Source organism: Caballeronia sp. SEWSISQ10-4 2 (genome assembly GCF_030464885.1).
GTDB lineage: Bacteria > Pseudomonadota > Gammaproteobacteria > Burkholderiales > Burkholderiaceae > Caballeronia.
The window spans coordinates 20,622-42,239 of the sequence record NZ_JALPRJ010000054.1; the positions used below are offsets into that span (position 1 = coordinate 20,622).

Below are 21,618 nucleotides of genomic sequence, written 5' to 3' on the forward strand. Positions count from 1 at the left end.
GGGCTGTGGCGGTTACGTTTTCGCGGCCACCGCCGCGGTTATCCGCTCGCCCGGCCGAAGCAATGGCAGATACGGACAGTGCCCCGGCCGTCGGGTTGCTCGCTGATACCCAGCGTGAAGCCGCGGCGCGCGGCGCATCCGATAGCCACGTCGAGCCGGGCGAGCACGAGTGGCGCATCCGGTTGCGTATCGACGGCGCGTTGCATACGTATCTCAAGCCGCCTCCCCATTTGCGCGACGCATTCACGACGCGCATCAAAGTGCTTGCGCATATGGATATTGCCCAGCGGCGCGTGCCGCAAGACGGGCGCTTGCGGTTGCCGCTTGCGAACGGAAATCCCGAGGACCACCGCGTAAATTCACTGCCGGTCCAAATCCGCGACGCCGAAACCGCCGACGTCGTGGTGAAGGCGGCACAAACGGGCCACCTTGTGCTCTTCACGCTGCATACGAACGACGCGCCCGCCGCCATCGCGCGACTAATCGATATCGGCATTGCCCCGTACAACCTGGCGTCAGCACTGAGGCTAGTCACCGCGCAACGGCTGGTACGGCGGCTTTGCGAAGCGTGTCGCATGCTTTCGGAACCGGAGTTCGAGCCGGGCTTCAGACCGTTCGAGGCGCGTGGCTGTGCGTCGCGTTGGTGGGCGGTCTCGTCGTCGCGATGTATCTTCCGATCGTTCAGCTCGGCAATGTGGTGTAGGTGGTGTAGGATCGCAGCCGAATTCAACCCAGGACAGCCATGCAGCCTTTGAATCAGGCGGAGTTTTCAGGCCGCTATCTCGACGCTTACGGTTCCGCGTTCAGCGCTTTGCCGCTCGCGGCGCAGTATGGTTTCGCGATCGTCTTCGGGCTGGTGATCGGCAGCTTTCTGACGGTGGTCGTGCATCGTCTGCCGATCATGCTCGAACGCGCATGGCAGGCGGAGAACACGGCCGCCCCGGAAGATAACGCCAATAAAATCACGCCGCCCGCCCGCTACAACCTTGCAGTGCCGCGCAGCGCGTGCCCGCATTGCGGCCACGTGTTGCGCCCATGGGAAAATATTCCGGTCGTGAGTTATGTTCTGCTACGCGGCCGCTGCGCGAAATGCAACGCGCATGTCAGCGCACGTTACCCGCTCACGGAACTGGGTACCGCACTGCTCGCCGCCCTGTCGCTGTTCGCGTTCGGGCCCACGCTGATGGCGCTCGCGGCTTTCGGCTTATGCGCCACGCTCCTGGCCACGAGCCTGATCGACTTCGATACCCGCTATTTGCCCGACACGTTGACCTTGCCGATGCTATGGGCTGGCCTGATCGTCAATCTCGGCGACACTGCATTCGTCCCGCTGCACGAAGCGGTGATCGGCGCGATCACGGGATATCTGTTTCTCTGGTGCGTGTATTGGCTTTTCAGGCTCGTGCGCGGCGTGGAAGGCATGGGTTACGGCGATTTCAAACTGCTCGCCGCACTCGGCGCGTGGCTCGGCTGGCAAGCACTGCCGCAGGTCGTGCTGCTGTCGGCGGTAGCGGGCGCGATCTTTGGACTGGCGGCAACGGTCATCGGCAAGATGCGGTTTGAAGAACCGCTGCCGTTCGGGCCGTTTCTCGCGGCAGGCGGCGTGATTACGCTATTTTTTGGTACGCCGCTTTACGCGGTGTTTGGTTAAAAAAGGGGCAAAGCGATGTTCAGCATCGGCTTGACCGGCGGGATCGGCAGCGGCAAGACCACGGTGGCGGACATGTTCGCGGCACTCGGCGTGCCGGTCATCGACACTGACTTGATCGCGCACCAGATCACCGCGCCGGGCGGTGTCGCGATGCCTCTGATTGAAAGCACGTTCGGCCCGGAATACGTCGCCCCCGACGGCTCGCTGGATCGCGCGAGAATGCGCGCGCGCGTTTTCTCCGATAGCGCCGCCAAGGCTCAACTCGAATCAATCACGCATCCGCTGATCCGTGCCGAGAGTGAGCGGCAACGTAGTGAAGCGCAAGGTGCTTATCACGTCGTCGTGGTGCCGTTGCTGATTGAAGCCGGCGAACGCGCCAGCAAAGTGGAGCGCATTCTCGTGGTCGATTGTCCGGTGGAAACGCAAATCGAACGCGTGATGCAGCGCAACGGCTTCACACGTGATCAGGTGCTCGCGATCATCGCGCGTCAGGCCACGCGTGAAGCACGGCTGGAGGCAGCCGACGATGTAGTCGTCAACGACTCCGCCGCCACACTCGACACGCTGCAGCGCGAGGTAGACGCCCTGCACATGCGCTATGTGGCGATGGCCTCGGAAGGGAGCAAACCGCGTACCTAGCAAGTGCGTGCAACGCGTTCGAACTCGTCACGAACGGCGCTGAAAATGCGCGCCGGATGCTATCAAACGCGTGGATTTGCCGTGGGTTTGATGCGGCATTAGAATGTCCTCACTTTCTGCCATCGAACCCATCGACCAACGCCGAGGCGAGCGCGCTTGATCCTTTACGAGTACCCCTTCAACGAGCGAATCCGAACGCTGCTGCGCCTCGAAGACCTTTTCGAGCGCTTCACCTTCTTTCTGACTCAAGAAGACCCGCGCGAACATCACGCTGCACTGACTACGTTGTTCGAGATCGCCGAAGTCGCGGGCCGCACGGATCTGAAAGCAGACCTGATGAAGGAGCTGGAGCGGCAACGCCAGACGCTCGCGCCGTTCCGGGGCAATCCCGGTATCGAGCAGGATGCGCTGGAGTCCGTGCTGGGCGAGATCGAGCAAACGCTGGCCGGGCTTGGGCAGATGCAGGGCAAGACAGGCCAGCATCTCGCCGATAACGAGTGGCTCGCGAGCATTCGCAGCCGGACGATCATCCCGGGTGGAACCTGCCGCTTTGATCTACCGTCGTACTTCGCATGGCAACAAAATCCAGCCGAGGAGCGTCGCGGAGACATCGCGAAATGGGTCACGCCCATGCTGCCGCTACGCGACGCCGCCACTATCGTGCTGCGTCTCGCACGCGAATCGGGACAGGCGTCCAAGGTGATGGCAATGCAAGGCAGCTATCAGCAGATGCTTTCGGGTCGAATTTATCAATTGATGCAGGTGCGGGTACCGTCCGACACGCGCCTGATTCCTGAAGCGAGCGCGAACAAGTACATGCTGTGGGTTCGCTTCACGGTGCAGGACGGCGATCTGAGGCCACGCGCCGTGGACGCCGACATCCCGTTCCACCTGACGCTGTGCAGTCTTTAAGTTGGGCTTAAAAACCCCATTTACTGAACACAACCTCTTTGGAATCCGCTCTGCCGAATGACTACCATCGTTAAATGCCCGACCTGCGAGAAGGACGTCCGCTGGGTTCCCGAAAGCCGCTTTCGTCCGTTTTGTTCAGACCGTTGCAAGCAGATTGATCTCGGCGCTTGGGCAGCCGAAAAGTACAAGATCGGCGGTAGTCCGTTGGACACACCGCCGGATGAAGATTCCCATAGCGACCTGAACTAGAACTAGCACTAGCCCCGCGGCCAAACCGCTTCCGCCTGCAGCCACTCCAGCACAGGAATGGCCGCGGGCAGCAACGGCGCGACATCGGCGGGAAGATGCTGCCAGGCTAGCGCCTGACCTTCACGGCCGACCGGATCGCCGTTCCACGCCGTCACCTTGCAAAAGAAGAGCCGCACGTAAGCATGCGGGTAATCGTGCTCGAGCGTCCGCCAGCGCTCGCAGGCGGTCACATCAATGCCCAATTCCTCGTGCAATTCCCGCGCGAGCGCTGCTTCAACGCCTTCCCCCACTTCCAGCTTGCCGCCCGGGAATTCCCAGTAACCTTCATACGGTTTGCCTTCCGGGCGTTGCGCGAGAAGATAACGGCCGTCCGGCTGCACAAGCACGCCAACGGCCACTTCCGTCACCTTGCGTCCGTCGGGTGCGGTGTTTGAAGAACTCGCGGGAAAAGTCGTCATGCTTTGCGGCCCGACCAGTCGCGGGCGAACTGCCACGCCACCCGTCCCGAACGCGAGCCGCGCTCCAGCGCCCACACAAGAGCATCGCCGCGCGCTCCGGCAATCTCTTCTGCCTCACAGCCGAAATGCTTCAGCCAATGCCCGACGATCGTCAGGTAATCGTCCTGTTTGAACGGGTAAAAGCTCACCCACAAGCCGAATCGCTCGGACAGCGAGATCTTTTCTTCAACCACTTCGCCGGGATGAATTTCGCCGTCTGACGTGTGTTTGTAGGTCTCGTTGTCGCTCATGTATTCGGGCAACAAATGGCGCCGGTTCGACGTTGCGTAGATCAGCACGTTGTCGGATTGCGCGGAGATCGAGCCGTCCAGCGCCACTTTCAGCGCCTTGTAGCCCGACTCACCTTCTTCGAACGAGAGGTCATCGCAGAAAACGATGAACCGTTCCGGCCGCGCGGAGATCAGGTCGACGATATCGCCGAGATCGTGCAGATCGTCCTTGTCGACTTCGATCAGGCGCAGCCCTTCCGAGGCGTACGCGTTCAGGCACGCCTTGATCAGCGACGACTTGCCCGTGCCGCGCGCGCCCGTCAGCAGCACGTTGTTCGCCGGCGACTTGCGCACGAACTGCCGCGTGTTCTGCTCGATAAGCCCCTTCTGGCGCTCGATGTTGCAGAGATCGTCGAGCGTCAGCGGCGACAAATTCGGCACGGGCTGCAGAAAACCGCGTCCCTGGCGCTTGCGCCAGCGAAACGCCATCGCACTGTTCCAGTCGATTTCGGGCGGGGCCGGCGGCAACATCCCTTCAACGCGCGCCAGGACGGCTTCGGCGCGAGTCAGAAATTGTTCGAGTTTATCCATGGGAAATGTGTGGTTCAGGACCGGTAATCGGCGTTGATGCTGACGTAATCGTGCGAGAGGTCGCACGTCCAGATCGTGGCATCGGCTTGGCCACGGCCGAGCAAGACGCGGATCGCGATCTCGCTTTTCTTCATCACGCGCTGGCCGTCTTCCTCGCGATACTCAGGATTGCGGCCACCGTTTTTCGCGACCAGGACGTCGTCCAGATACAGGTCGATCTTGTTCACATCGAGATCAGCAACGCCTGCATAACCGATGGCGGCAAGAATCCGGCCCAGGTTGGGATCGGAAGCGTAGAACGCGGTTTTGACCAGCGGCGAATGGCCAATCGCGTACGCAATCAGGCGGCATTCGGCTTCACTCGCGCCGCCTTCCACCGTCACCGTCATGAACTTGGTTGCGCCCTCGCCGTCGCGCACGATCAATTGCGCCAGCTCCTGCGCCACCGATGTCACGGCATCGCGCAAGGCCAGATAGGCGGGAGAATCGGTCGAAGCGATCAAAGGCAGCGTCGACTTGCCCGAAGCGATCACGATAAACGAGTCGTTCGTCGAGGTATCGCCGTCGATGGTGATGCAGTTGAACGAGCGATCCGCCACGTGCTTGATCAGCGTATCGAGCACCGGCTGCGTGAGGGCGGCGTCGCAGGCGAGAAAACCGAGCATGGTCGCCATGTTCGGCCGGATCATGCCGGCGCCCTTGCTGATACCCGACAGCGTAATCGTGTGGCCATCGATCTGAACCTGACGCGATGCCGCTTTCGGCAGCGTATCGGTGGTCATGATGGTTTGCGCGGCTTCGAACCAGTGAGCCGGTTTTTGATTCGCCAGCGCGGTGGGCAGCCCGGCTTTCAAACGGTCGACCGGCAGCGGTTCGAGAATCACGCCTGTGGAAAACGGCAGGATCTGCGTGGCTTCCAGGTCCAGAAGCCCTGCCAGCGCCGCACAGGTTTCGCGTGTGTGCGCCATACCCGGCTCGCCGGTTCCCGCATTGGCGTTGCCCGTATTCACCACCAGCGCACGAATGCCTTTGGCGCCGGCGCGTACCGCGTCCAGATGCTCACGACACACCGTAACCGGCGCCGCGCAGAAGCGGTTCTGCGTGAACACGCCGCCGAGCGTCGCACCTTCTTCGATCTGTATGACGAGCACATCCTTGCGATTCGGTTTTCGAATGTTCGCCTCCGCCCAGCCTAGCGTGACGCCGGCGACGGGATGCAGGTTGGCGGGATCGATCGAGGGGAAATTGACGGCCATGTTCGCGACTCGCTGAAAGTGGCGAGTGCCGGCGCGCGAGACGCGAGCCGGCACGGAGATGAATAAACGGCGCCTGACTTGTTGAGAAGACCAACGCCCGGGAAAAACAAAACCAATCTGCCAAAGACAAACGACGCATCGCTGCGTCGCCTGTCTCCAATGCCTGCTTGTTACTCGCTACGGCTCTTCAAGCGCCGATTATGCGAGCTTGCCGTGACAATTTTTGTACTTCTTGCCGCTGCCGCATGGGCACGGGTCGTTGCGACCGACTTTCGGCACGTCGTCGGCGGCCGCACGGGTTGCGACCGTCGTGTCGTCGCCGTAGGCCATTGCCTGATTGACCATTTGCGTGGTGGCATCGGTGGCCACTGCGGCTGCCGCCGCTCCGCCGCCGTCGAAGTCCGCGTGCTGGAACGATACGTTCTCCAGATGGCTGCCCTTCTCTTCGTACTGCTCGGCGGCCTCTTCAAGCTGTTCCGGCGACTGGATCTGCACGTTCATCACGACACGCGTGACTTCCTGCTTCACGGAATCCAGCATGGCGGCGAACAGTTCGAACGCTTCGCGCTTGTATTCCTGCTTCGGGTTTTTCTGCGCGTAACCGCGCAAATGGATGCCCTGGCGCAGGTGATCCAGTGCGGCGAGATGCTCGCGCCAGCGGCTGTCGAGCGTCTGCAGCATGATCGAACGCTCGAACGCGCTGAACGATTCACGTCCGACCAGCGCCACCTTGGCCTCGTAGGCTTCATCGGCAGCGGAAACCACGGCTTCGAGAATTTCATCGGCGTCGATGGAATTCGACTCGTTGATCATCTCCTGAACCGCGAGATCGAGCGCCCAGTCGTTGCGCAGCGCCTCTTCGAGTTCCGGCGCGCTCCACTGCTCTTCAATACTTCCCGCCGGGATATACGTGCGCGTCACCTCGGTAATCACGCTCTGGCGCATCGCGGTGATCGTCTCGGCCACGTCGGTCGCTTCGAGCAATTCGTTGCGCTGCTGGTAGATCACCTTGCGCTGATCGTTCGATACGTCGTCGTATTCGAGCAATTGCTTGCGGATATCGAAGTTGCGCGCTTCCACCTTGCGCTGCGCCGATTCGATCGACCGCGTCACGATGCCCGCTTCGATCGCCTCGCCCTCCGGCATCTTCAGGCGATCCATGATGGAGCGCACGCGATCGCCGGCGAAAATACGCAGGAGCGGATCGTCCAGCGAGAGATAGAACCGCGACGAACCCGGATCGCCCTGACGTCCGGCACGGCCGCGCAATTGATTGTCGATACGACGCGATTCATGCCGTTCCGTACCGATAATATGCAGCCCGCCCGACACCTTCACGCGGTCGTGAAGCGTTTGCCATTCGTCTTCGAGATGCTTGATGCGGCGCTGTTTCTCGTCTTCAGAGAGCGATTCGTCCACTTCGATAAACGACGACTGCTTCTCCACATTGCCGCCCAGCACGATGTCCGTGCCGCGACCGGCCATGTTCGTCGCGATGGTCACAGCACTCGGCCGTCCCGCTTCCGCGACAATCGCCGCTTCGCGCGCGTGCTGTTTCGCGTTCAGGACCTCATGCTTCAGCCCTGCTTGCGTGAGCAGCCCCGAAAGCAATTCCGACGCTTCGATGGACGTAGTGCCGACCAGGACCGGCTGTCCGCGTTCGACGCATTCACGGATATCGCGCGTGACGGCGTCGTAGCGCTCCTTCGCCGTCTTGTAGATCTGATCCTGCTTGTCGATGCGCTTCGGCGGACGGTTCGTCGGGATCACAACCGTTTCCAGGCCGTAGATCTCGTTGAATTCGTACGCTTCGGTGTCCGCCGTACCCGTCATGCCGGACAGCTTCGAATACATGCGGAAGAAGTTCTGGAACGTGATGGACGCGAGCGTCTGGTTCTCGTTCTGGATCTTGACGTGTTCCTTCGCTTCCACGGCCTGATGCAAGCCGTCCGACCAGCGCCGGCCGGTCATCATGCGGCCGGTGAACTCGTCGACGATCACAACTTCATTGCCCTGGACCACGTAATGCTGGTCGCGGAAAAACAGCGTATGCGCGCGCAATGCGGCGTACACGTGGTGCATCAGCGTGATGTTCTGCGGCGCATAAAGACTTTCGCCTTCACCGATCAAGCCCCATTCGGCCAGCAGGCGCTCGGCCTTCTCGTGACCTTGTTCGGTGAGGAAAACCTGCCGCGCTTTTTCATCGAGCGTGTAGTCGCCTACTTTCTCGACGCCCGTTCCGTCCGCTTTCTCTTCGCCGATCTGCTGCTCGAGCAGCGGCGGCAGCGCGTTCATACGCACGTAGAGTTCGGTGTGATCTTCGGCCTGGCCGGAAATGATGAGCGGCGTACGCGCTTCGTCGATGAGAATCGAGTCCACTTCGTCGACCACCGCGAAATTCAGCGGCCGCTGCACGCGTGCGTGGGTCTCGTAGACCATGTTGTCGCGCAGGTAGTCGAAGCCGAACTCGTTGTTCGTGCCGTACGTGATGTCCGCGGCGTAGGCTTCCTGCTTCTGCGCGTGTTCCATTTGCGACAGGTTGATGCCCCACGACAACCCGAGGAAGTTGTAGAGCTTGCCCATCCATTCGGCGTCGCGTTGCGCGAGGTAATCGTTCACGGTGACCACGTGGACGCCGCGCCCGGACAACGCGTTGAGATACGCGGCCAGCGTAGCGACAAGCGTCTTGCCCTCGCCCGTGCGCATTTCCGCAATCTTGCCGTAATGCAGCACCATGCCGCCGATCAGCTGGACGTCGAAGTGACGCATTTTCAGCACGCGTTTGCTGGCCTCGCGGCACACCGCGAACGCTTCGGGCAGCAACCGGTCGAGCGATTCGCCGCTCGCCACGCGCTGACGGAACTCGTCGGTCTTCGCGCGCAGTTGCTTGTCCGTGTACTGCTCGATCGTCGGCTCGAAAGCATTGATCGCCGCAACGGTCTTTTGGTATTGCTTGACTAGGCGCTGGTTGCGACTGCCAAAAAACTTTTGGAGGAAACCGGTGGTCATCGGATCAGTGTCTGCGTCGCGGTATCGGCTTAGAGCACGCTGGATGCGTCCCAGTTCGGGGAACCTCGGCGGCTTAAGTCCATGGGTGAAATCGAATCGGGGATTTTAGCACGCGCCCCCGCTGGAGCTTGCGCGCGCATCGTTTGTGGTACAGCGGCCGGACGACAAGCCAAACACCCTTCAAAGCGACAGGCGCCGTGCCATTTCGCGAGGTGTAGAGCGTTACAATCAACGCGTCGCCGCCCGCCCCACAGATTGAAAAATGAGCCGATTTCCGCCGAATTCAAGGCCTCCGCCACGCTTCGATCCCCGCAAGCCACAGGCGCTCTCGGACGTGCTCGGCCGCACGAGCGAGTTTCTCGCGTTGCGCGCGGGCGTGGAGCAAGTGACGGCGCTACAACGCGATCTGGTTGCGCTGCTGCCCGATTATCTTGGATCGAACGTGGAACCGGGTTTCATTAAAGACGGCGTACTGGCGCTTTTTGCCGGACATAACGCGCTCGCCGCCCGTCTTCGACACATCGAACCGCGTCTTCTAGCCGATCTGCAACAGCGCGGCTGGGCAGTTAATGCGCTGAAGATTCGCGTGCGGCCTCAGGCGATGAAAGATGTCGTGCCGCCGAAACAAGCGCGTATGTCAGCCGCCGGAGCCGATGCGCTGCAAACGCTCGCCGAGACGCTCGAACCGTCGCCGCTTCAGGAAGCACTCGCTAAAATGGCTGCGCGTCATCACGCGAAAACGCAAAAAAAATGAGCGGCGCTCGAAAGCCGCCGCTCATTTCCATTCTGACTTGCTAAATACTTTACGCGAACGCCGTTTGGGTGTCGAAAGCGAAACCGCGCGGTGCCGCTTGTTTATCCTCGAACGTCACGATTTCATACGCATCTTCGTGCGCCAGTAATTCACGCAGCAACATATTATTCATTGCGTGGCCGCCTTTATACGCGGCATACGACGCCAGCAACGGATGACCGACCACATACAGGTCGCCGATCGCGTCCAGCATCTTGTGCTTCACGAACTCGTCTTCATAACGCAAACCGTCGTTATTCAGAATCCGGTATTCGTCCAATACGATGGCGTTATCCATGCTGCCGCCACGCGCCAATCCGAGCTCACGCATCATTTCCACTTCATGCGCAAAACCGAACGTCCGTGCCCGCGCAATGTCCCGAACATAGGATGTATTCGCAAAATCCACTTCAAGCGCCTGACCGGTTTTATCGACAGCCGGATGGCGGAAATCAATGGTGAACTTCAGTTTGAAGCCGAAATACGGATCGAGACGCGCGAATTTATCGCCGTCGCGGATTTCAACCGGCTTCGTCACCTTGATGAATTTCTTTGCCGCGTTCTGTTCTTCAATACCCGCCGATTGAATCAGAAACACGAAAGAAGCAGCACTGCCGTCCATAATCGGAATTTCTTCAGCCGTGACATCGACATACAGATTGTCGATACCCAGCCCCGCGCACGCCGACATCAAATGCTCGATGGTCGACACGCGCGCGCCGTCCTTCTGCAACACCGAAGCCAGGCGCGTGTCGCCGATAGCCAAAGCCGACGCCGGAATGTCCACCGGCTCGGGCAGGTCGATACGCGCAAAGACAATGCCGGTGTTGGCCGGCGCGGGCCGAAGCGTCAATTCCACCTTACGGCCCGAATGCAGGCCGATCCCGACGGTTTTGACGATGGCTTTAATGGTTCGCTGCTTCAACATGATTTTTTTCGCTTCGATTGTGACTCTCGATTGAGAGAATCAATCGTGAATTTGTATTCAATAGCGCGGAGTATACTCTAATCACCTCGCGTCGTCCCGGGAGGAAGGTTGCAACTTGTTTCCCGAAGTTACCGTGTAAGTTCGGCACACAAAACGCACGGCTACGCGCACGCAAGGAGGGTCGGGCCGATGACCGGAATGGAGGCATTCCCGGACATCGGCGCCGTATTACGGCTTTGTTGCGACTGTGTTGCGGCGTGTTTCAAGCGACGGCACAAACGTCATCTTTTGTAGCACGAATGCAACACAATGTCCGTGCTATCGACCTGAAATCGACCCAACATTGATTCAACATCGCTTGAAACATCAGCCCAACGTCGCCAGTACGCTCTCAGCGCTGCTGACTTCAAACTTGCCGGGTGCCTCGAGGTTCAGCGCCTTGACCACGCCGTTCTCGACCACCATCGCGTAACGCTGGGAGCGAATTCCCATGCCACGCTCCGACAAATCCTGCTCCAGGCCGAGTGCTCGGGTAAAACGTGCGCTGCCGTCGGCGATCATCTTCACCTTGCCCGAGGTTTGAAGATCGCGTCCCCACGCGTTCATGACGAACGCGTCGTTGACGGAGACACACCAGATTTCATCGATACCCGCAGCCGCGAACTTCTCCGCATTCTCGACAAAACCCGGCACGTGCCTGGCGGAACAGGTAGGCGTGAACGCGCCCGGCAATCCGAAGATCACCACGCGCTTGCCCGCCGTCCGCTCACGCGCCGAGAAACCGTTCGGTCCCACGGCACAACCCTCCGACGCCACCTCGATAAATTCGAAGAGACGTTCGTCGGGCAGCGTTTCGCCTGTCTTGATCATGGATCGGCCTTTCACTGAGTCAGTGCTGGTCACGCCAGCGATCTACCACTTTGATTCTTCACACACGTACACGCAACGCCGTTGTTCCGTCACCGCTTTGCGTTTCGATCTCATCCCAATATAGACGATGATGAACGCAATCGAGGCGGTCACTCCGCCACAGTCCAGCATCCGGAAGACGCGGCCTGATAACGAGGCAGAACAACCATCGCCTGAGATTTTTGCCAACGGGCGCTTAAATCAAGCAGCCGACCCGGCAAGAATCATCAGTCTGCTTGCTTGCGCAAGAACGCCGGAATGTCGTATGTGTCCACGCCCTTTTCCTGCAGCGCCTGCACGTGCGAAGCCGCCGTTTCCCGCGACGAACGCCACACAGCCGGCGTATCCAGCGCGCCGTAGTCCGTGCCGTGCGATTGCTGCGGCGCGTAGCTATGCTGTGCGTGTGCAACCGGCGCATTGTCCGTGCCCGTGCGCAGCAGGGTCATCGGTGCAGCTTGTTGCTTCTTCGCTGCACGGCCGAGGCCCGTTGCTACAACCGTCACGCGCAATGCATCGCCCATGGCGTCGTCATACACCGCGCCGAAGATCACGGTCGCGTCTTCTGCTGCATACGATTTGATCGTGTTCATCACTTCGCGCGTTTCCGACAGACGCAGCGAACGGCTCGACGTGATGTTCACCAGCACGCCACGCGCCCCCGACAGATCCACGCCTTCCAGCAACGGACTTGCGACCGCCTGCTCAGCGGCGAGGCGCGCGCGATCGACACCGGCCACCGTCGCCGTGCCCATCATCGCCTTGCCTTGCTCGCCCATCACCGTCTTCACGTCTTCGAAGTCGACGTTGACCAGCCCGTCGACGTTGATGATTTCCGCGATGCCGGCAACAGCGTTGTTCAATACGTCGTCAGCGCACTGGAAGCACTTGTCCATCTCAGCGTCATCGCCCATCACCTCGAACAGCTTGTCGTTCAGGACGACGATCAGCGAGTCGACGTGATCCTCCAGTTGCTGCGATCCCGCTTCAGCCACGCGCATGCGGCGGCCGCCTTCAAACTCGAACGGCTTGCTGACCACACCCACGGTCAGAATGCCCATTTCCTTCGCGATCTGAGCCACGACCGGCGCTGCGCCCGTACCCGTGCCGCCACCCATGCCTGCGGTGATGAACACCATGTGCGCGCCGCGCAGTGCATCGGCGATGCGCTCACGCGCATCTTCCGCTGCGGCCTTACCCATGTCCGGCTTGGCCCCTGCTCCGAGACCCGTGTTGCCCAACTGGATCACCTGGGTGGCACGCGAACGCGCGAGCGCCTGCGCATCCGTGTTCATCACGATGAAGTCCACGCCCTGAACTCCGCGGTTGATCATGTGCTGCACCGCGTTACCGCCAGCACCACCAACACCAACGACCTTGATGATCGTTCCGTTGGTTTCCGTTTCCAGCATTTCGAAATCCATATTGCCTCCGTCAAGAATGAAAATCGGCGTTATTCGGCAAGAGATCGGGCAACCTCTTGTCGCGCGCCAGCCGCCGGCACCAGCGCGAATTCTGTGTTCAGAAATTTCCCAGGAACCAATCTTTCATGCGTCCCAAAACCTGTCCCATCGAGCCGGACTGCACGGCAACCTTGCGCCCGCGCATGCGTTGCGAACGGCCTTCGACGAGCAAACCCATCGCTGTGGAATAACGCGGGTTGCGAACCACATCGGCCAGACCGCCTGCATATTCGGGCACGCCGATACGCACCGGCTTCAGGAAGATGTCTTCGCCGAGTTCGACCATGCCGGGCATCATCGATGCACCGCCGGTCAGCACCACGCCGCTGCTCAGCAATTCTTCGTAGCCCGACTCGCGCACGACCTGCTGCACGAGCGAGAACAACTCTTCCACGCGCGGTTCGACAACAGCCGCCAGCGCCTGCCGCGACAGCGTGCGCGGACCGCGCTCGCCGAGTCCCGGCACTTCGATCATTTCGTCCGGATCAGCCAGCGCCTGCTTCGCGATCCCGTAGCTCACCTTGATATCTTCGGCATCGGGCGTCGGCGTGCGTAAAGCCATGGCCACGTCGCTCGTGATCTGATCGCCGGCGATGGGAATCACCGCCGTATGACGGATCGCGCCTTCGCTGAAGATCGCGATGTCGGTCGTACCGCCGCCGATATCCACCAGCACCACGCCGAGCTCCTTCTCGTCTTCCGTCAGCACCGCCAGCGACGAAGCCAGCGGCTGCAAGATCAGGTCGTTCACTTCGAGCCCGCAGCGGCGCACGCACTTCACGATGTTCTGCGCCGCGCTCACCGCGCCCGTCACGATGTGCACCTTCACTTCCAGCCGAATGCCGCTCATGCCGATCGGCTCGCGCACATCTTCCTGCCCGTCGATGATGAATTCCTGCGTCAGGATATGCAGCACCTGCTGATCGGTCGGGATGTTGATCGCCTTGGCCGTCTCGATCACGCGCGCCACATCGGTCTGCGTGACTTCCTTGTCCTTGATGGCAACCATGCCGCTCGAATTGAAGCTTCGAATGTGGCTGCCGGCGATGCCGGTGAACACATTCGTGATCTTGCAATCGGCCATCAGTTCGGCTTCTTCGAGCGCGCGCTGGATTGACTGGACCGTCGCCTCGATGTTGACGACAACGCCCTTCTTCAATCCCTTGGAGTCGCTCTGGCCGAGCCCGATCACCTCGTAGTGGCCCTCGCCTTTCAACTCGGCGACGATAGCCACCACCTTCGACGTCCCGATGTCGAGGGCGACCAGCAAGTCTTTGTAGTCTTTGCTCATAGCGTGCTCATTGCCTGTGATGTCTGCTTACTTCTTCACTTTGTCGGTGTCGCTGATGAAGCGCATGCCGGCGGCCTTGACTGCAAAGCCGTTCGGATAGCGCAAATCCGCGTATTCGATGTCATTCCCCCACCGCCCCGTCACCGACGACCACGCCGCCACGAACCGTCGGCTGCGATCGAACAACGTGTCCTGATTACGCTCGCGCCCCAATTCGATCTGCGTCCCGTTCGAAAGCTTCACTGTCCACGCATATCGCGGCGACAAGATGACTTCTTCCGGATGCGCATCCAGCGGCGCGAACCACTTCGTAAAATCCCGGTACCGTTGCACCACTTCTTTCGCCGATCCATCCGGCCCTTCGAACGCGGGCAGGTCGTCGTCGAGTTCACCCTGGTTCGCCGTGAACAGATCGCCGTCCACGCTCACCAGTTGATCCGTGCCCCACGTGCCGAGCGGCTTGAACTCCTCCAGCGTCACCGCCAGCGCGTTCGGCCACACGCGCCGCACGCTCGCGTGACGCACCCACGGCATCTGCTCGAACGCAGTGCGTGCCGCGTCGAGATCGACGGTGAAGTAGTTGCCCTTCAAATGGCCTACGACGCTCGCGCGCACGGTCGGCGAATTGATGTGCGACGTGTCACCGTCAATCTGGATCTCGCGCAAACGGAACTCCGGCCGCTGGATCGCCCAGTAACCGGCGGCCCCAAGCAGCACGAACACGAGCAATACGTGCAGTGCGTTGGCCGTGAGGTTCATCTGGCGAGCGTTGTTCCACATGTTCGGTTTCGTCTACGTTCGTTCAGTCTTTCAAAGTCAACGACAACACCTTCACCACGAGATCGGTGTAGCTGATCCCGACCGCACGCGCCGCTTTCGGCGGCAGCGAGTGGTCCGTCATGCCCGGCGCGGTGTTCACTTCCAAAAAGTACGGATTGCCGTCGCCGTCCATCATGAAATCGGCGCGGCCCCAATCGGTGCAGCCAAGCACGTCGAACGCGCGGCGCGAGAGCTGCTTCATGCGCGCTTCGTCGGCGGGCGTGAGGCCGCAGGGAATCGGGTACTGCGTGTCGTCGGCGATGTACTTCGCGTTGTAGTCGTAGAACTCGCCGGCCGGCACGATCTTGATGATCGGCAAGTCCAGGTCGCCCGCGATACAGCACGTGTATTCGCCGCCGCCTTCAATGCTTTTCTCGACCAGCACGCTCTTGTCGAACTTCGCCGCTTCGATCAGCGCCGGCACCAGCGTTTCGGCGCTCTTCACCTTGATTACGGCAACGCTCGACCCTTCGCTCGCCGGCTTCACGAACAGCGGCAGCCCAAGCTTGGCAACAATCTTCGGCGCCGCAGCTTCGTAGTCGTCGCCGCGCATCACGACTTCGAACGGCGGTGTCGGCACGCCGGTCTGTTGCCAGACGAGCTTCGTGCGGAATTTATCGAGGCCGAGTGCCGAACCCAGCACACCGCTGCCCGTGTACTTGATGCCGTAAAAATCAAGCGCACCCTGCAACTGGCCGTTCTCGCCATACCCGCCATGCAACGCGATAAACACGCGCGCAAAACCCTCCGACTTCAACTCGGCCAGCGGCCGTTCCGCCGGATCGAACGGATGCGCATCGATGCCTGCATCGCGTAATCCCTGCAGCACGAGGCGCCCCGAATTCAGCGATACCTCGCGCTCGGCAGTTTCCCCACCCAGCAGCACCGCTACTTTTCCGAATACCTTGGGGTCGATTGCGTTACTCGTCGGGTTACTCGTCATTTCGAAGCCTTTGCATCCTGAACTTGCGCCGTCAGCCGAGCGCATACGCCGCCGATCGAACCGGCGCCCATCGTTATCACTACATCGCCGTCGCGTGCCAGCGTGGCAATCGCGTCCGGCATCTCATCAACCATTTCCACAAACACCGGTTCCACTTTCCCCGCCACGCGAAGCGCGCGAGCTAAAGCGCGGCCATCGGCGGCGACGATCGGCGCTTCGCCTGCCGCGTAGACTTCAGTGAGCACGAGTGCGTCGACAGTGGACAGCACGCGCACGAAGTCTTCGAAGCAATCGCGCGTGCGGGTATATCGATGCGGCTGGAACGCGAGCACGAGACGCCGGCCCGGAAAGGCACCGCGCGCTGCCGCGACCGTCGCGGCCATTTCGACCGGGTGATGACCGTAGTCATCGATCAGCGTGTACGCACCGCCTTCGGCCGCCTTCACCCTCACTTCGCCATAGCGCTGAAAACGCCGGCCTACGCCCGTGAATTCTTGCAGTGCCCTCTGGATATCGGCATCGGCGACTTCAAGTTCAGTCGCAATTGCAATCGCGGCCAAAGCGTTCTGCACATTGTGCGTACCCGGCAGATTCAACACGATGTCCAACGGCGTCGCGTCTTCACGCAGCGTCGTGAAATGCATCTTGCCGTCGCGCGCTTCCACGTTCACCGCGCGCACTTGCGCTTCGGCGCCAAGGCCGTAGCGGATGATCGGCTTCGACACGAACGGCAGGATTTCACGCACGTTCGGATCGTCCACGCACAGCACCGCGATGCCGTAGAACGGCAGCCGATGCGTGAATTCGATAAACGCCTGCTTCAGCCGCGCAAAGTCATGGCCGTAGGTGTCCATGTGATCGGCATCGATGTTCGTGATGACTTCGATCACCGGAAACAAATTCAGGAACGACGCATCGGATTCATCGGCTTCAGCCACGATGAAATCGCCCGTGCCAAGCCGCGCATTCGCGCCCGCGCTGATCAAGCGGCCACCGATCACGAAGGTCGGGTCGAGCCCGCCCGCGGCCAGCACGCTTGCCACCAGCGACGTGGTCGTGGTCTTGCCGTGCGTGCCGGCAATCGCGATACCTTGCTTCAGGCGCATCAGTTCCGCGAGCATCACGGCACGCGGCACGATCGGAATCCGCCGATGACGCGCGGCCAGCACCTCGGGGTTATCGGAGCGCACAGCAGTGGACACGACCACGGCGTTCGCGCCGTCGATGTTCTCTTCACGATGCCCGATCGCCACGCGCGCACCCAGCGTGATGAGTCGATCGGTCACGCCATTGCTCGACAGATCCGAACCGCTGACCTGATAGCCGAGATTGAGCAACACCTCCGCGATGCCACTCATCCCCGCGCCGCCGATGCCGACAAAGTGAATGTGTTTAACGATATGTTTCATGGCTGGATTTCCTTCGGCGCTTGTATCAGCGCGCTCAAGCCGGCTACCTCGGCGCAGACCCGGCCGACGCGTTCGGTTGCGTCGGGCTTCGCCAGGGCGCGAGCTTTCTCCGCCATCCGGCCAAGCGTCTCGCGGGTCTGATCGCGCAACCAGCCGGCAAGCTTTTCCGCCGACAAATCGCGCTGTTGTATCAAGTGGGCCGCGCCTTCATTGGCAAGAAACGCGGCGTTGGTGGTCTGGTGGTCATCGACGGCAAACGGGAACGGCACGAACAACGCGGCCACGCCAACCGCCGCTATCTCCGATACGGTCATCGCGCCGGAGCGGCAGATCACGAGATCGGCGGCGGCGTAGGCGTTCGCCATATCGTCGATGAAAGGCACCAGTTGAACGTCCTCATCGACCGACAAACCCGCCGCCGCGTAATTCGCTTTCAACGCATCGATATGCTTTGCGCCCGCCTGATGCACGACGCGCGGACGCAGCGCCGGATCGAGCAACGCGAGCGCTTTCGGTACGGTTTCATTCAAAGCGGCTGCACCCAGACTGCCCCCGACGACCAGAACATTAAGACGCGCTTCAGGACCCGCTTCAGGACCCGAATTACGCGCGGCGTAGCGTTCTTTGGGTGGCAGAGCGTGCGCAAGTTCCGCACGAATCGGATTTCCGGTCCATTCAGCATTGGGCAGCGCATTCGGGAACGCGACAAGCACGCGTTTGGCCACATGCGCGAGTACCTTGTTCGCCAGTCCTGCTATCGAATTCTGTTCATGCAGCACGAGCGGCGTACCGCTCAGCTTGGACATCAATCCCGCCGGAAACGTGATGTATCCTCCCATGCCGAGCACCACGTCCGGCTTCACGCTACGCAACGCGCGCAGGCTTTGCGAACACGCGCGCAGCAGGTTCACGGGCAGCATCAGCTTCGTCTTGAGACCCTTGCCGCGCACGCCGCCGAAGCGCACGTATTCCATCGTGATGCCATGCTTCGGCACGAGCGTCGCTTCCATGCCCGACGCATTGCCGAGCCACACCACACGCCAGCCGCGCGCCTGCATCCAGTGAGCGACCGCGAGCCCCGGGAACACGTGTCCCCCGGTGCCGCCGGCCATCACCATCAGCGTGCCTGCGCGAGATGACGTCGAAACCGTCATACCTTGCCTCCGCGCATGAGCACCCGGTTTTCATAGTCCACGCGCATCAGCACCGCGAGCGCGACGCAGTTCAGCAAGATGCCCGAACCGCCGTAGCTCACCAGCGGTAACGTCAGACCTTTGGTCGGCAGCAGGCCGAGGTTCACGCCCATATTGATGAAGGTCTGCGCGCCGAACCAGAGGCCGATGCCCTTTGCCATCAAACCGGCAAACGTACGATCGAGCGCGAGCGCCTGACGGCCGATTTCAAACGCGCGCCGCACGATCCAGTAGAACAGCAGGATCACGACGATCACACCGACAAAACCGAGCTCTTCACCGATCACCGCGAGGATGAAGTCGGTATGCGCTTCGGGCAGATAGTTGAGCTTCTCGACGCTGCCGCCCAGGCCCACGCCGAACCATTCGCCGCGGCCGAACGCGATCAGCGAGTGCGTCAATTGATACGCCTTGCCTTGTGCATAACGGTCGTCCCACGGATCGAGGTAAGCGAAGATCCGTTCGCGACGCCATGGCGATGCCCACACGAGCAACGCGAACGTCCCCACGGCGGTAGCGACCAGGCCGCCGAACAGCTTGGCGTTCACGCCGCCAAGGAACAGCACGCCCATCGCGATGCACGCGATCACCATGAACGCGCCCATGTCCGGCTCGAGCAGCAGCAACGCGCCGACGAAACCGACGGCGACGGCCATCGGTAAAAAGCCGCGGCCGATGCTGTGCATGAACTCTTGTTTGCGCACCGTGTAGTTGGCCGCGTAAATGGTCACGGCGAGCTTCATGATCTCGGACGGCTGCATGTTCGTGATGCCGAGCGGAATCCAGCGGCGCGCGCCGTTCACGCCCTTGCCGATGTGCGGAATCAGCACGATCACCAGCAGGAACAGTGCGAACAGGAAGAACTTCGGCGCGTATTTATCCCACGTGGACACCGGAATCTTGAACGCGATGATCGAGGCCACGATGGCCGTTGCTATCGATATAAGGTGGCGCACCAGGAAGAAGTAGTCGCGGTATTGCGCATACTTCGGTGAATCCGGCATCGCGATCGAGGCCGAATACACCATCACGATACCGAGTCCGAGCAACGCGATCGTGACCCACAGCAACGAGTAGTCGTAGTCGAGCATGCGCGAACGGATCGGCGTCACGCCGTTGACCGCGCTCGAAATGCCGCTCGCCCGTTCTGCCACGCGCGCACCGATGCCGCCCAATCCGCCCACGCCAGCCGTGCGCGACGTGCGGCCGCCGAGCGAGGCGCTGTCGTTGGCGACGGCGTTGCGTTGTCCGCTCAGCTTGGAGCCAAAACGTTCGGACCAGCTCATAGCATCACTCCCCGTTCTGCCGCAATATCTGCCACCGCTTGGCGGAATACATCCGCGCGATGTGCGTAGTTCTTGAACATGTCGAAGCTGGCGCAGGCCGGCGAAAGCAACACGGCGTCGCCGGGTTGCGCCAGTTGCGCAGCGGCGCGCGTCGCGGCTTCGAGCGTTGCGTGGTCGTGCAGCGGCACGTCCGTTTCGGCCAGCGATTCACGGATGCGCGGCGCATCGCGGCCGATCAGCATTACCGCGCGGCACCAGCGCGCGACGGGGGCGGCGAGCGGTGAAAAATCCTGGCCCTTGCCGTCGCCGCCGGCAATCAGCACAGTCTTCTGCGCCAAGCCATCCAACGCCGCGACCGTTGCGCCGACGTTCGTGCCTTTGCTGTCATCGACGAAATCGATGCCTTCTATTTGCGCGATCACTTCCACGCGATGCGGCTCACCCTTGTACTCGCGCAAGCCATGCAGCAGCGACGCCAGCGGCAAACCGACCGCGCGTGCCAGCGCCAACGCAGCCAGCGCATTCGCCGCGTTATGCAGGCCGCGAACGCGCAGTGCATCGACGGGCATCAGGCGTTTCGAATACACGTTCGGTTCAGCGGCGACATCGCTTTTGCGGCGACGCGTGGGCGCGGGTTCATCGCTGAGATCGCGGTCATTGCCTTGCGCCAGCCACGCGATACCGTTCTCGCGCAGCAGACCGTAATCGCCGAGACGCGACGGTTCGTCGAGGCCAAAGGTCACCACCGACGCGGCATTTCCCGATGCCAGCGCCATGGTCCGCGCGTCGTCGCGATTCAGCACGCGCACCGTGCGCTCACCGAAGATGCGGCCCTTCGCTGCGGCGTAAGCGTCGAAACCGCCATGCCAGTCCAGATGATCCTGCGTAATGTTGAGCACAGCAGCAGCGTCCGGCGCGAACGAGTGTGCCGTTTCAAGCTGGAAGCTCGACAACTCGAGCACCCAGACATCGGGCAGCGCCGTGTTGTCGATTGCTTCACTCAACTTGTCCAGCATCGCCGGGCTGATGTTTCCCGCCACCGCCACGGTCTTGCCTGCACGTTGGCACAACAACCCGGTGAGCGCGGTCGTCGTGGTCTTACCGTTGGTGCCCGTAATGGCGATCACCTTCGGCGCATAGCCGTTCGCGCCAAGCGACTTCAACGCTTGCGCGAACCATTCGAGCTCGCCCCACACAGGGACGCCGCGTTCCCGCGCGGCGTCGAGGAGCGGCCTCACATCGTCAGCCAGAGGCGACAGTCCCGGGCTGATTGCAACAATCTCCACACCGCCATCGAGCAGCGCCGGCGTGAATTCACCGCCGACAAACTCCGCATCGATGCCATGCGAAGCAAGTTCCGACAGCTTCGGCGGCGTGGCGCGGGTATCGGCCACGCGCAGACGGCACCCGTGACGCGCGCACCAACGCGTCATCGCGAGGCCGGATTCACCGAGCCCCAGCACAAGCACCATCGGACTTTGCCGATCGAAGAACTTCTCGCCAAACATCGCTTTACCTTTTTCCCGACCAACTAAAAATCAACGCACGAATTT

The 21,618-nt window shown here is 61.2% G+C and carries 20 protein-coding genes; 6 read left to right on the forward strand and 14 right to left on the reverse strand.

What is annotated here, in order from left to right:
- The first annotated feature begins 62 nt into the window (after positions 1-62).
- The 5 genes from M0D69_RS29850 (at position 63) to yacG (ending at position 3,451) form a co-directional block, all read left to right on the forward strand.
- On the forward strand, positions 63-755 hold the full coding sequence (locus M0D69_RS29850; protein WP_301785455.1) for a GspE/PulE family protein: 693 nt from the start codon (positions 63-65) through the stop codon (positions 753-755).
- Positions 743-1,651 (forward strand): A24 family peptidase, encoded by a 909-nt coding sequence (locus M0D69_RS29855; protein ID WP_301785456.1) that lies wholly within the window; start codon positions 743-745, stop codon positions 1,649-1,651. Before M0D69_RS29850 ends, M0D69_RS29855 begins: the two co-directional genes overlap by 13 nt.
- Positions 1,652-1,666: 15 nt before the next feature.
- Positions 1,667-2,290 (forward strand): dephospho-CoA kinase, encoded by a 624-nt coding sequence (coaE, locus tag M0D69_RS29860; protein ID WP_301785457.1) that lies wholly within the window; start codon positions 1,667-1,669, stop codon positions 2,288-2,290.
- Positions 2,291-2,446: 156 nt separating this feature from the next.
- On the forward strand, positions 2,447-3,202 hold the full coding sequence (gene zapD / locus M0D69_RS29865; protein ID WP_047845289.1) for a cell division protein ZapD: 756 nt from the start codon (positions 2,447-2,449) through the stop codon (positions 3,200-3,202).
- 57 nt (positions 3,203-3,259) lie between these two features.
- Positions 3,260-3,451 (forward strand): DNA gyrase inhibitor YacG, encoded by a 192-nt coding sequence (gene yacG / locus M0D69_RS29870; protein ID WP_075645280.1) that lies wholly within the window; start codon positions 3,260-3,262, stop codon positions 3,449-3,451.
- 8 nt (positions 3,452-3,459) lie between these two features.
- Here yacG and M0D69_RS29875 read toward each other — a convergent pair whose 3' ends face one another.
- The 4 genes from M0D69_RS29875 to secA form a co-directional block, all read right to left on the reverse strand.
- Positions 3,460-3,909 carry an NUDIX domain-containing protein gene (locus tag M0D69_RS29875; RefSeq protein ID WP_301785458.1) on the reverse strand — a complete coding sequence of 150 codons (450 nt, stop codon included), beginning with the start codon at positions 3,907-3,909 and terminating at the stop codon, positions 3,460-3,462.
- A complete protein-coding gene (locus M0D69_RS29880) occupies positions 3,906-4,769 on the reverse strand; it encodes an ATP-binding protein (protein ID WP_301785459.1) in 864 nt (287 codons plus the stop codon). Before M0D69_RS29880 ends, M0D69_RS29875 begins: the two co-directional genes overlap by 4 nt.
- A gap of 14 nt (positions 4,770-4,783) precedes the next feature.
- Complete coding sequence (argJ, locus tag M0D69_RS29885; RefSeq protein WP_301785460.1) at positions 4,784-6,025, reverse strand: bifunctional glutamate N-acetyltransferase/amino-acid acetyltransferase ArgJ; 1,242 nt, start codon at positions 6,023-6,025, stop codon at positions 4,784-4,786.
- Positions 6,026-6,223: 198 nt separating this feature from the next.
- Positions 6,224-9,034 carry a preprotein translocase subunit SecA gene (gene secA, locus M0D69_RS29890; RefSeq protein WP_301785461.1) on the reverse strand — a complete coding sequence of 937 codons (2,811 nt, stop codon included), beginning with the start codon at positions 9,032-9,034 and terminating at the stop codon, positions 6,224-6,226.
- Between the two features lie 262 nt (positions 9,035-9,296).
- On the opposite strand from secA, the gene M0D69_RS29895 reads away from it, so the two are divergent.
- Positions 9,297-9,788 carry a DUF721 domain-containing protein gene (locus M0D69_RS29895; RefSeq protein ID WP_301785462.1) on the forward strand — a complete coding sequence of 164 codons (492 nt, stop codon included), beginning with the start codon at positions 9,297-9,299 and terminating at the stop codon, positions 9,786-9,788.
- A 49-nt stretch (positions 9,789-9,837) separates the two neighbouring features.
- Here M0D69_RS29895 and lpxC read toward each other — a convergent pair whose 3' ends face one another.
- The 10 genes from lpxC to murD all read right to left on the reverse strand — a co-directional run bounded on the left by lpxC (position 9,838) and on the right by murD (position 21,573).
- Complete coding sequence (lpxC, locus tag M0D69_RS29900; protein WP_301785463.1) at positions 9,838-10,755, reverse strand: UDP-3-O-acyl-N-acetylglucosamine deacetylase; 918 nt, start codon at positions 10,753-10,755, stop codon at positions 9,838-9,840.
- A gap of 366 nt (positions 10,756-11,121) precedes the next feature.
- Positions 11,122-11,625 carry a peroxiredoxin gene (locus M0D69_RS29905; RefSeq protein WP_301785464.1) on the reverse strand — a complete coding sequence of 168 codons (504 nt, stop codon included), beginning with the start codon at positions 11,623-11,625 and terminating at the stop codon, positions 11,122-11,124.
- Positions 11,626-11,891: 266 nt separating this feature from the next.
- Positions 11,892-13,085, reverse strand: a complete 1,194-nt coding sequence (gene ftsZ, locus M0D69_RS29910; RefSeq protein WP_301785465.1) for a cell division protein FtsZ — start codon at positions 13,083-13,085, stop codon at positions 11,892-11,894.
- A 97-nt stretch (positions 13,086-13,182) separates the two neighbouring features.
- Complete coding sequence (gene ftsA / locus M0D69_RS29915; RefSeq protein WP_031360698.1) at positions 13,183-14,415, reverse strand: cell division protein FtsA; 1,233 nt, start codon at positions 14,413-14,415, stop codon at positions 13,183-13,185.
- Between the two features lie 27 nt (positions 14,416-14,442).
- A complete protein-coding gene (locus M0D69_RS29920; protein WP_122175260.1) occupies positions 14,443-15,195 on the reverse strand; it encodes a cell division protein FtsQ/DivIB in 753 nt (250 codons plus the stop codon).
- A gap of 22 nt (positions 15,196-15,217) precedes the next feature.
- Positions 15,218-16,177 carry a D-alanine--D-alanine ligase gene (locus M0D69_RS29925; protein ID WP_301785466.1) on the reverse strand — a complete coding sequence of 320 codons (960 nt, stop codon included), beginning with the start codon at positions 16,175-16,177 and terminating at the stop codon, positions 15,218-15,220.
- Positions 16,174-17,586 carry a UDP-N-acetylmuramate--L-alanine ligase gene (gene murC / locus M0D69_RS29930; RefSeq protein ID WP_301785467.1) on the reverse strand — a complete coding sequence of 471 codons (1,413 nt, stop codon included), beginning with the start codon at positions 17,584-17,586 and terminating at the stop codon, positions 16,174-16,176. The genes M0D69_RS29925 and murC overlap by 4 nt, the downstream gene beginning before the upstream one ends.
- Complete coding sequence (gene murG / locus M0D69_RS29935; RefSeq protein WP_301785468.1) at positions 17,583-18,740, reverse strand: undecaprenyldiphospho-muramoylpentapeptide beta-N-acetylglucosaminyltransferase; 1,158 nt, start codon at positions 18,738-18,740, stop codon at positions 17,583-17,585. Before murG ends, murC begins: the two co-directional genes overlap by 4 nt.
- Positions 18,737-20,065 carry a putative lipid II flippase FtsW gene (gene ftsW / locus M0D69_RS29940; RefSeq protein ID WP_301785469.1) on the reverse strand — a complete coding sequence of 443 codons (1,329 nt, stop codon included), beginning with the start codon at positions 20,063-20,065 and terminating at the stop codon, positions 18,737-18,739. Before ftsW ends, murG begins: the two co-directional genes overlap by 4 nt.
- The gene (gene murD / locus M0D69_RS29945) at positions 20,062-21,573 is read right to left on the reverse strand and encodes a UDP-N-acetylmuramoyl-L-alanine--D-glutamate ligase (RefSeq protein WP_301785470.1); all 1,512 of its coding nucleotides are present in this window, start codon (positions 21,571-21,573) and stop codon (positions 20,062-20,064) included. Before murD ends, ftsW begins: the two co-directional genes overlap by 4 nt.
- Positions 21,574-21,618 lie beyond the last annotated feature (45 nt).

Excerpts from the sequence above, each read along its gene's own strand:
- M0D69_RS29850 (WP_301785455.1), top strand. The coding sequence starts at position 63 with ATGGCAGATACGGACAGTGCCCCGGCCGTCGGGTTGCTCGCTGATACC.
- M0D69_RS29855 (WP_301785456.1), top strand. The coding sequence starts at position 743 with ATGCAGCCTTTGAATCAGGCGGAGTTTTCAGGCCGCTATCTCGACGCT.
- coaE (WP_301785457.1), top strand. The coding sequence starts at position 1,667 with ATGTTCAGCATCGGCTTGACCGGCGGGATCGGCAGCGGCAAGACCACG.
- yacG (WP_075645280.1), top strand. The coding sequence starts at position 3,260 with ATGACTACCATCGTTAAATGCCCGACCTGCGAGAAGGACGTCCGCTGG.
- M0D69_RS29875 (WP_301785458.1), bottom strand. The coding sequence starts at position 3,909 with ATGACGACTTTTCCCGCGAGTTCTTCAAACACCGCACCCGACGGACGC.
- M0D69_RS29880 (WP_301785459.1), bottom strand. The coding sequence starts at position 4,769 with ATGGATAAACTCGAACAATTTCTGACTCGCGCCGAAGCCGTCCTGGCG.
- argJ (WP_301785460.1), bottom strand. The coding sequence starts at position 6,025 with ATGGCCGTCAATTTCCCCTCGATCGATCCCGCCAACCTGCATCCCGTC.
- secA (WP_301785461.1), bottom strand. The coding sequence starts at position 9,034 with ATGACCACCGGTTTCCTCCAAAAGTTTTTTGGCAGTCGCAACCAGCGC.
- M0D69_RS29895 (WP_301785462.1), top strand. The coding sequence starts at position 9,297 with ATGAGCCGATTTCCGCCGAATTCAAGGCCTCCGCCACGCTTCGATCCC.
- lpxC (WP_301785463.1), bottom strand. The coding sequence starts at position 10,755 with ATGTTGAAGCAGCGAACCATTAAAGCCATCGTCAAAACCGTCGGGATC.
- M0D69_RS29905 (WP_301785464.1), bottom strand. The coding sequence starts at position 11,625 with ATGATCAAGACAGGCGAAACGCTGCCCGACGAACGTCTCTTCGAATTT.
- ftsZ (WP_301785465.1), bottom strand. The coding sequence starts at position 13,085 with ATGGATTTCGAAATGCTGGAAACGGAAACCAACGGAACGATCATCAAG.
- ftsA (WP_031360698.1), bottom strand. The coding sequence starts at position 14,415 with ATGAGCAAAGACTACAAAGACTTGCTGGTCGCCCTCGACATCGGGACG.
- M0D69_RS29920 (WP_122175260.1), bottom strand. The coding sequence starts at position 15,195 with ATGTGGAACAACGCTCGCCAGATGAACCTCACGGCCAACGCACTGCAC.
- M0D69_RS29925 (WP_301785466.1), bottom strand. The coding sequence starts at position 16,177 with ATGACGAGTAACCCGACGAGTAACGCAATCGACCCCAAGGTATTCGGA.
- murC (WP_301785467.1), bottom strand. The coding sequence starts at position 17,586 with ATGAAACATATCGTTAAACACATTCACTTTGTCGGCATCGGCGGCGCG.
- murG (WP_301785468.1), bottom strand. The coding sequence starts at position 18,740 with ATGACGGTTTCGACGTCATCTCGCGCAGGCACGCTGATGGTGATGGCC.
- ftsW (WP_301785469.1), bottom strand. The coding sequence starts at position 20,065 with ATGAGCTGGTCCGAACGTTTTGGCTCCAAGCTGAGCGGACAACGCAAC.
- murD (WP_301785470.1), bottom strand. The coding sequence starts at position 21,573 with ATGTTTGGCGAGAAGTTCTTCGATCGGCAAAGTCCGATGGTGCTTGTG.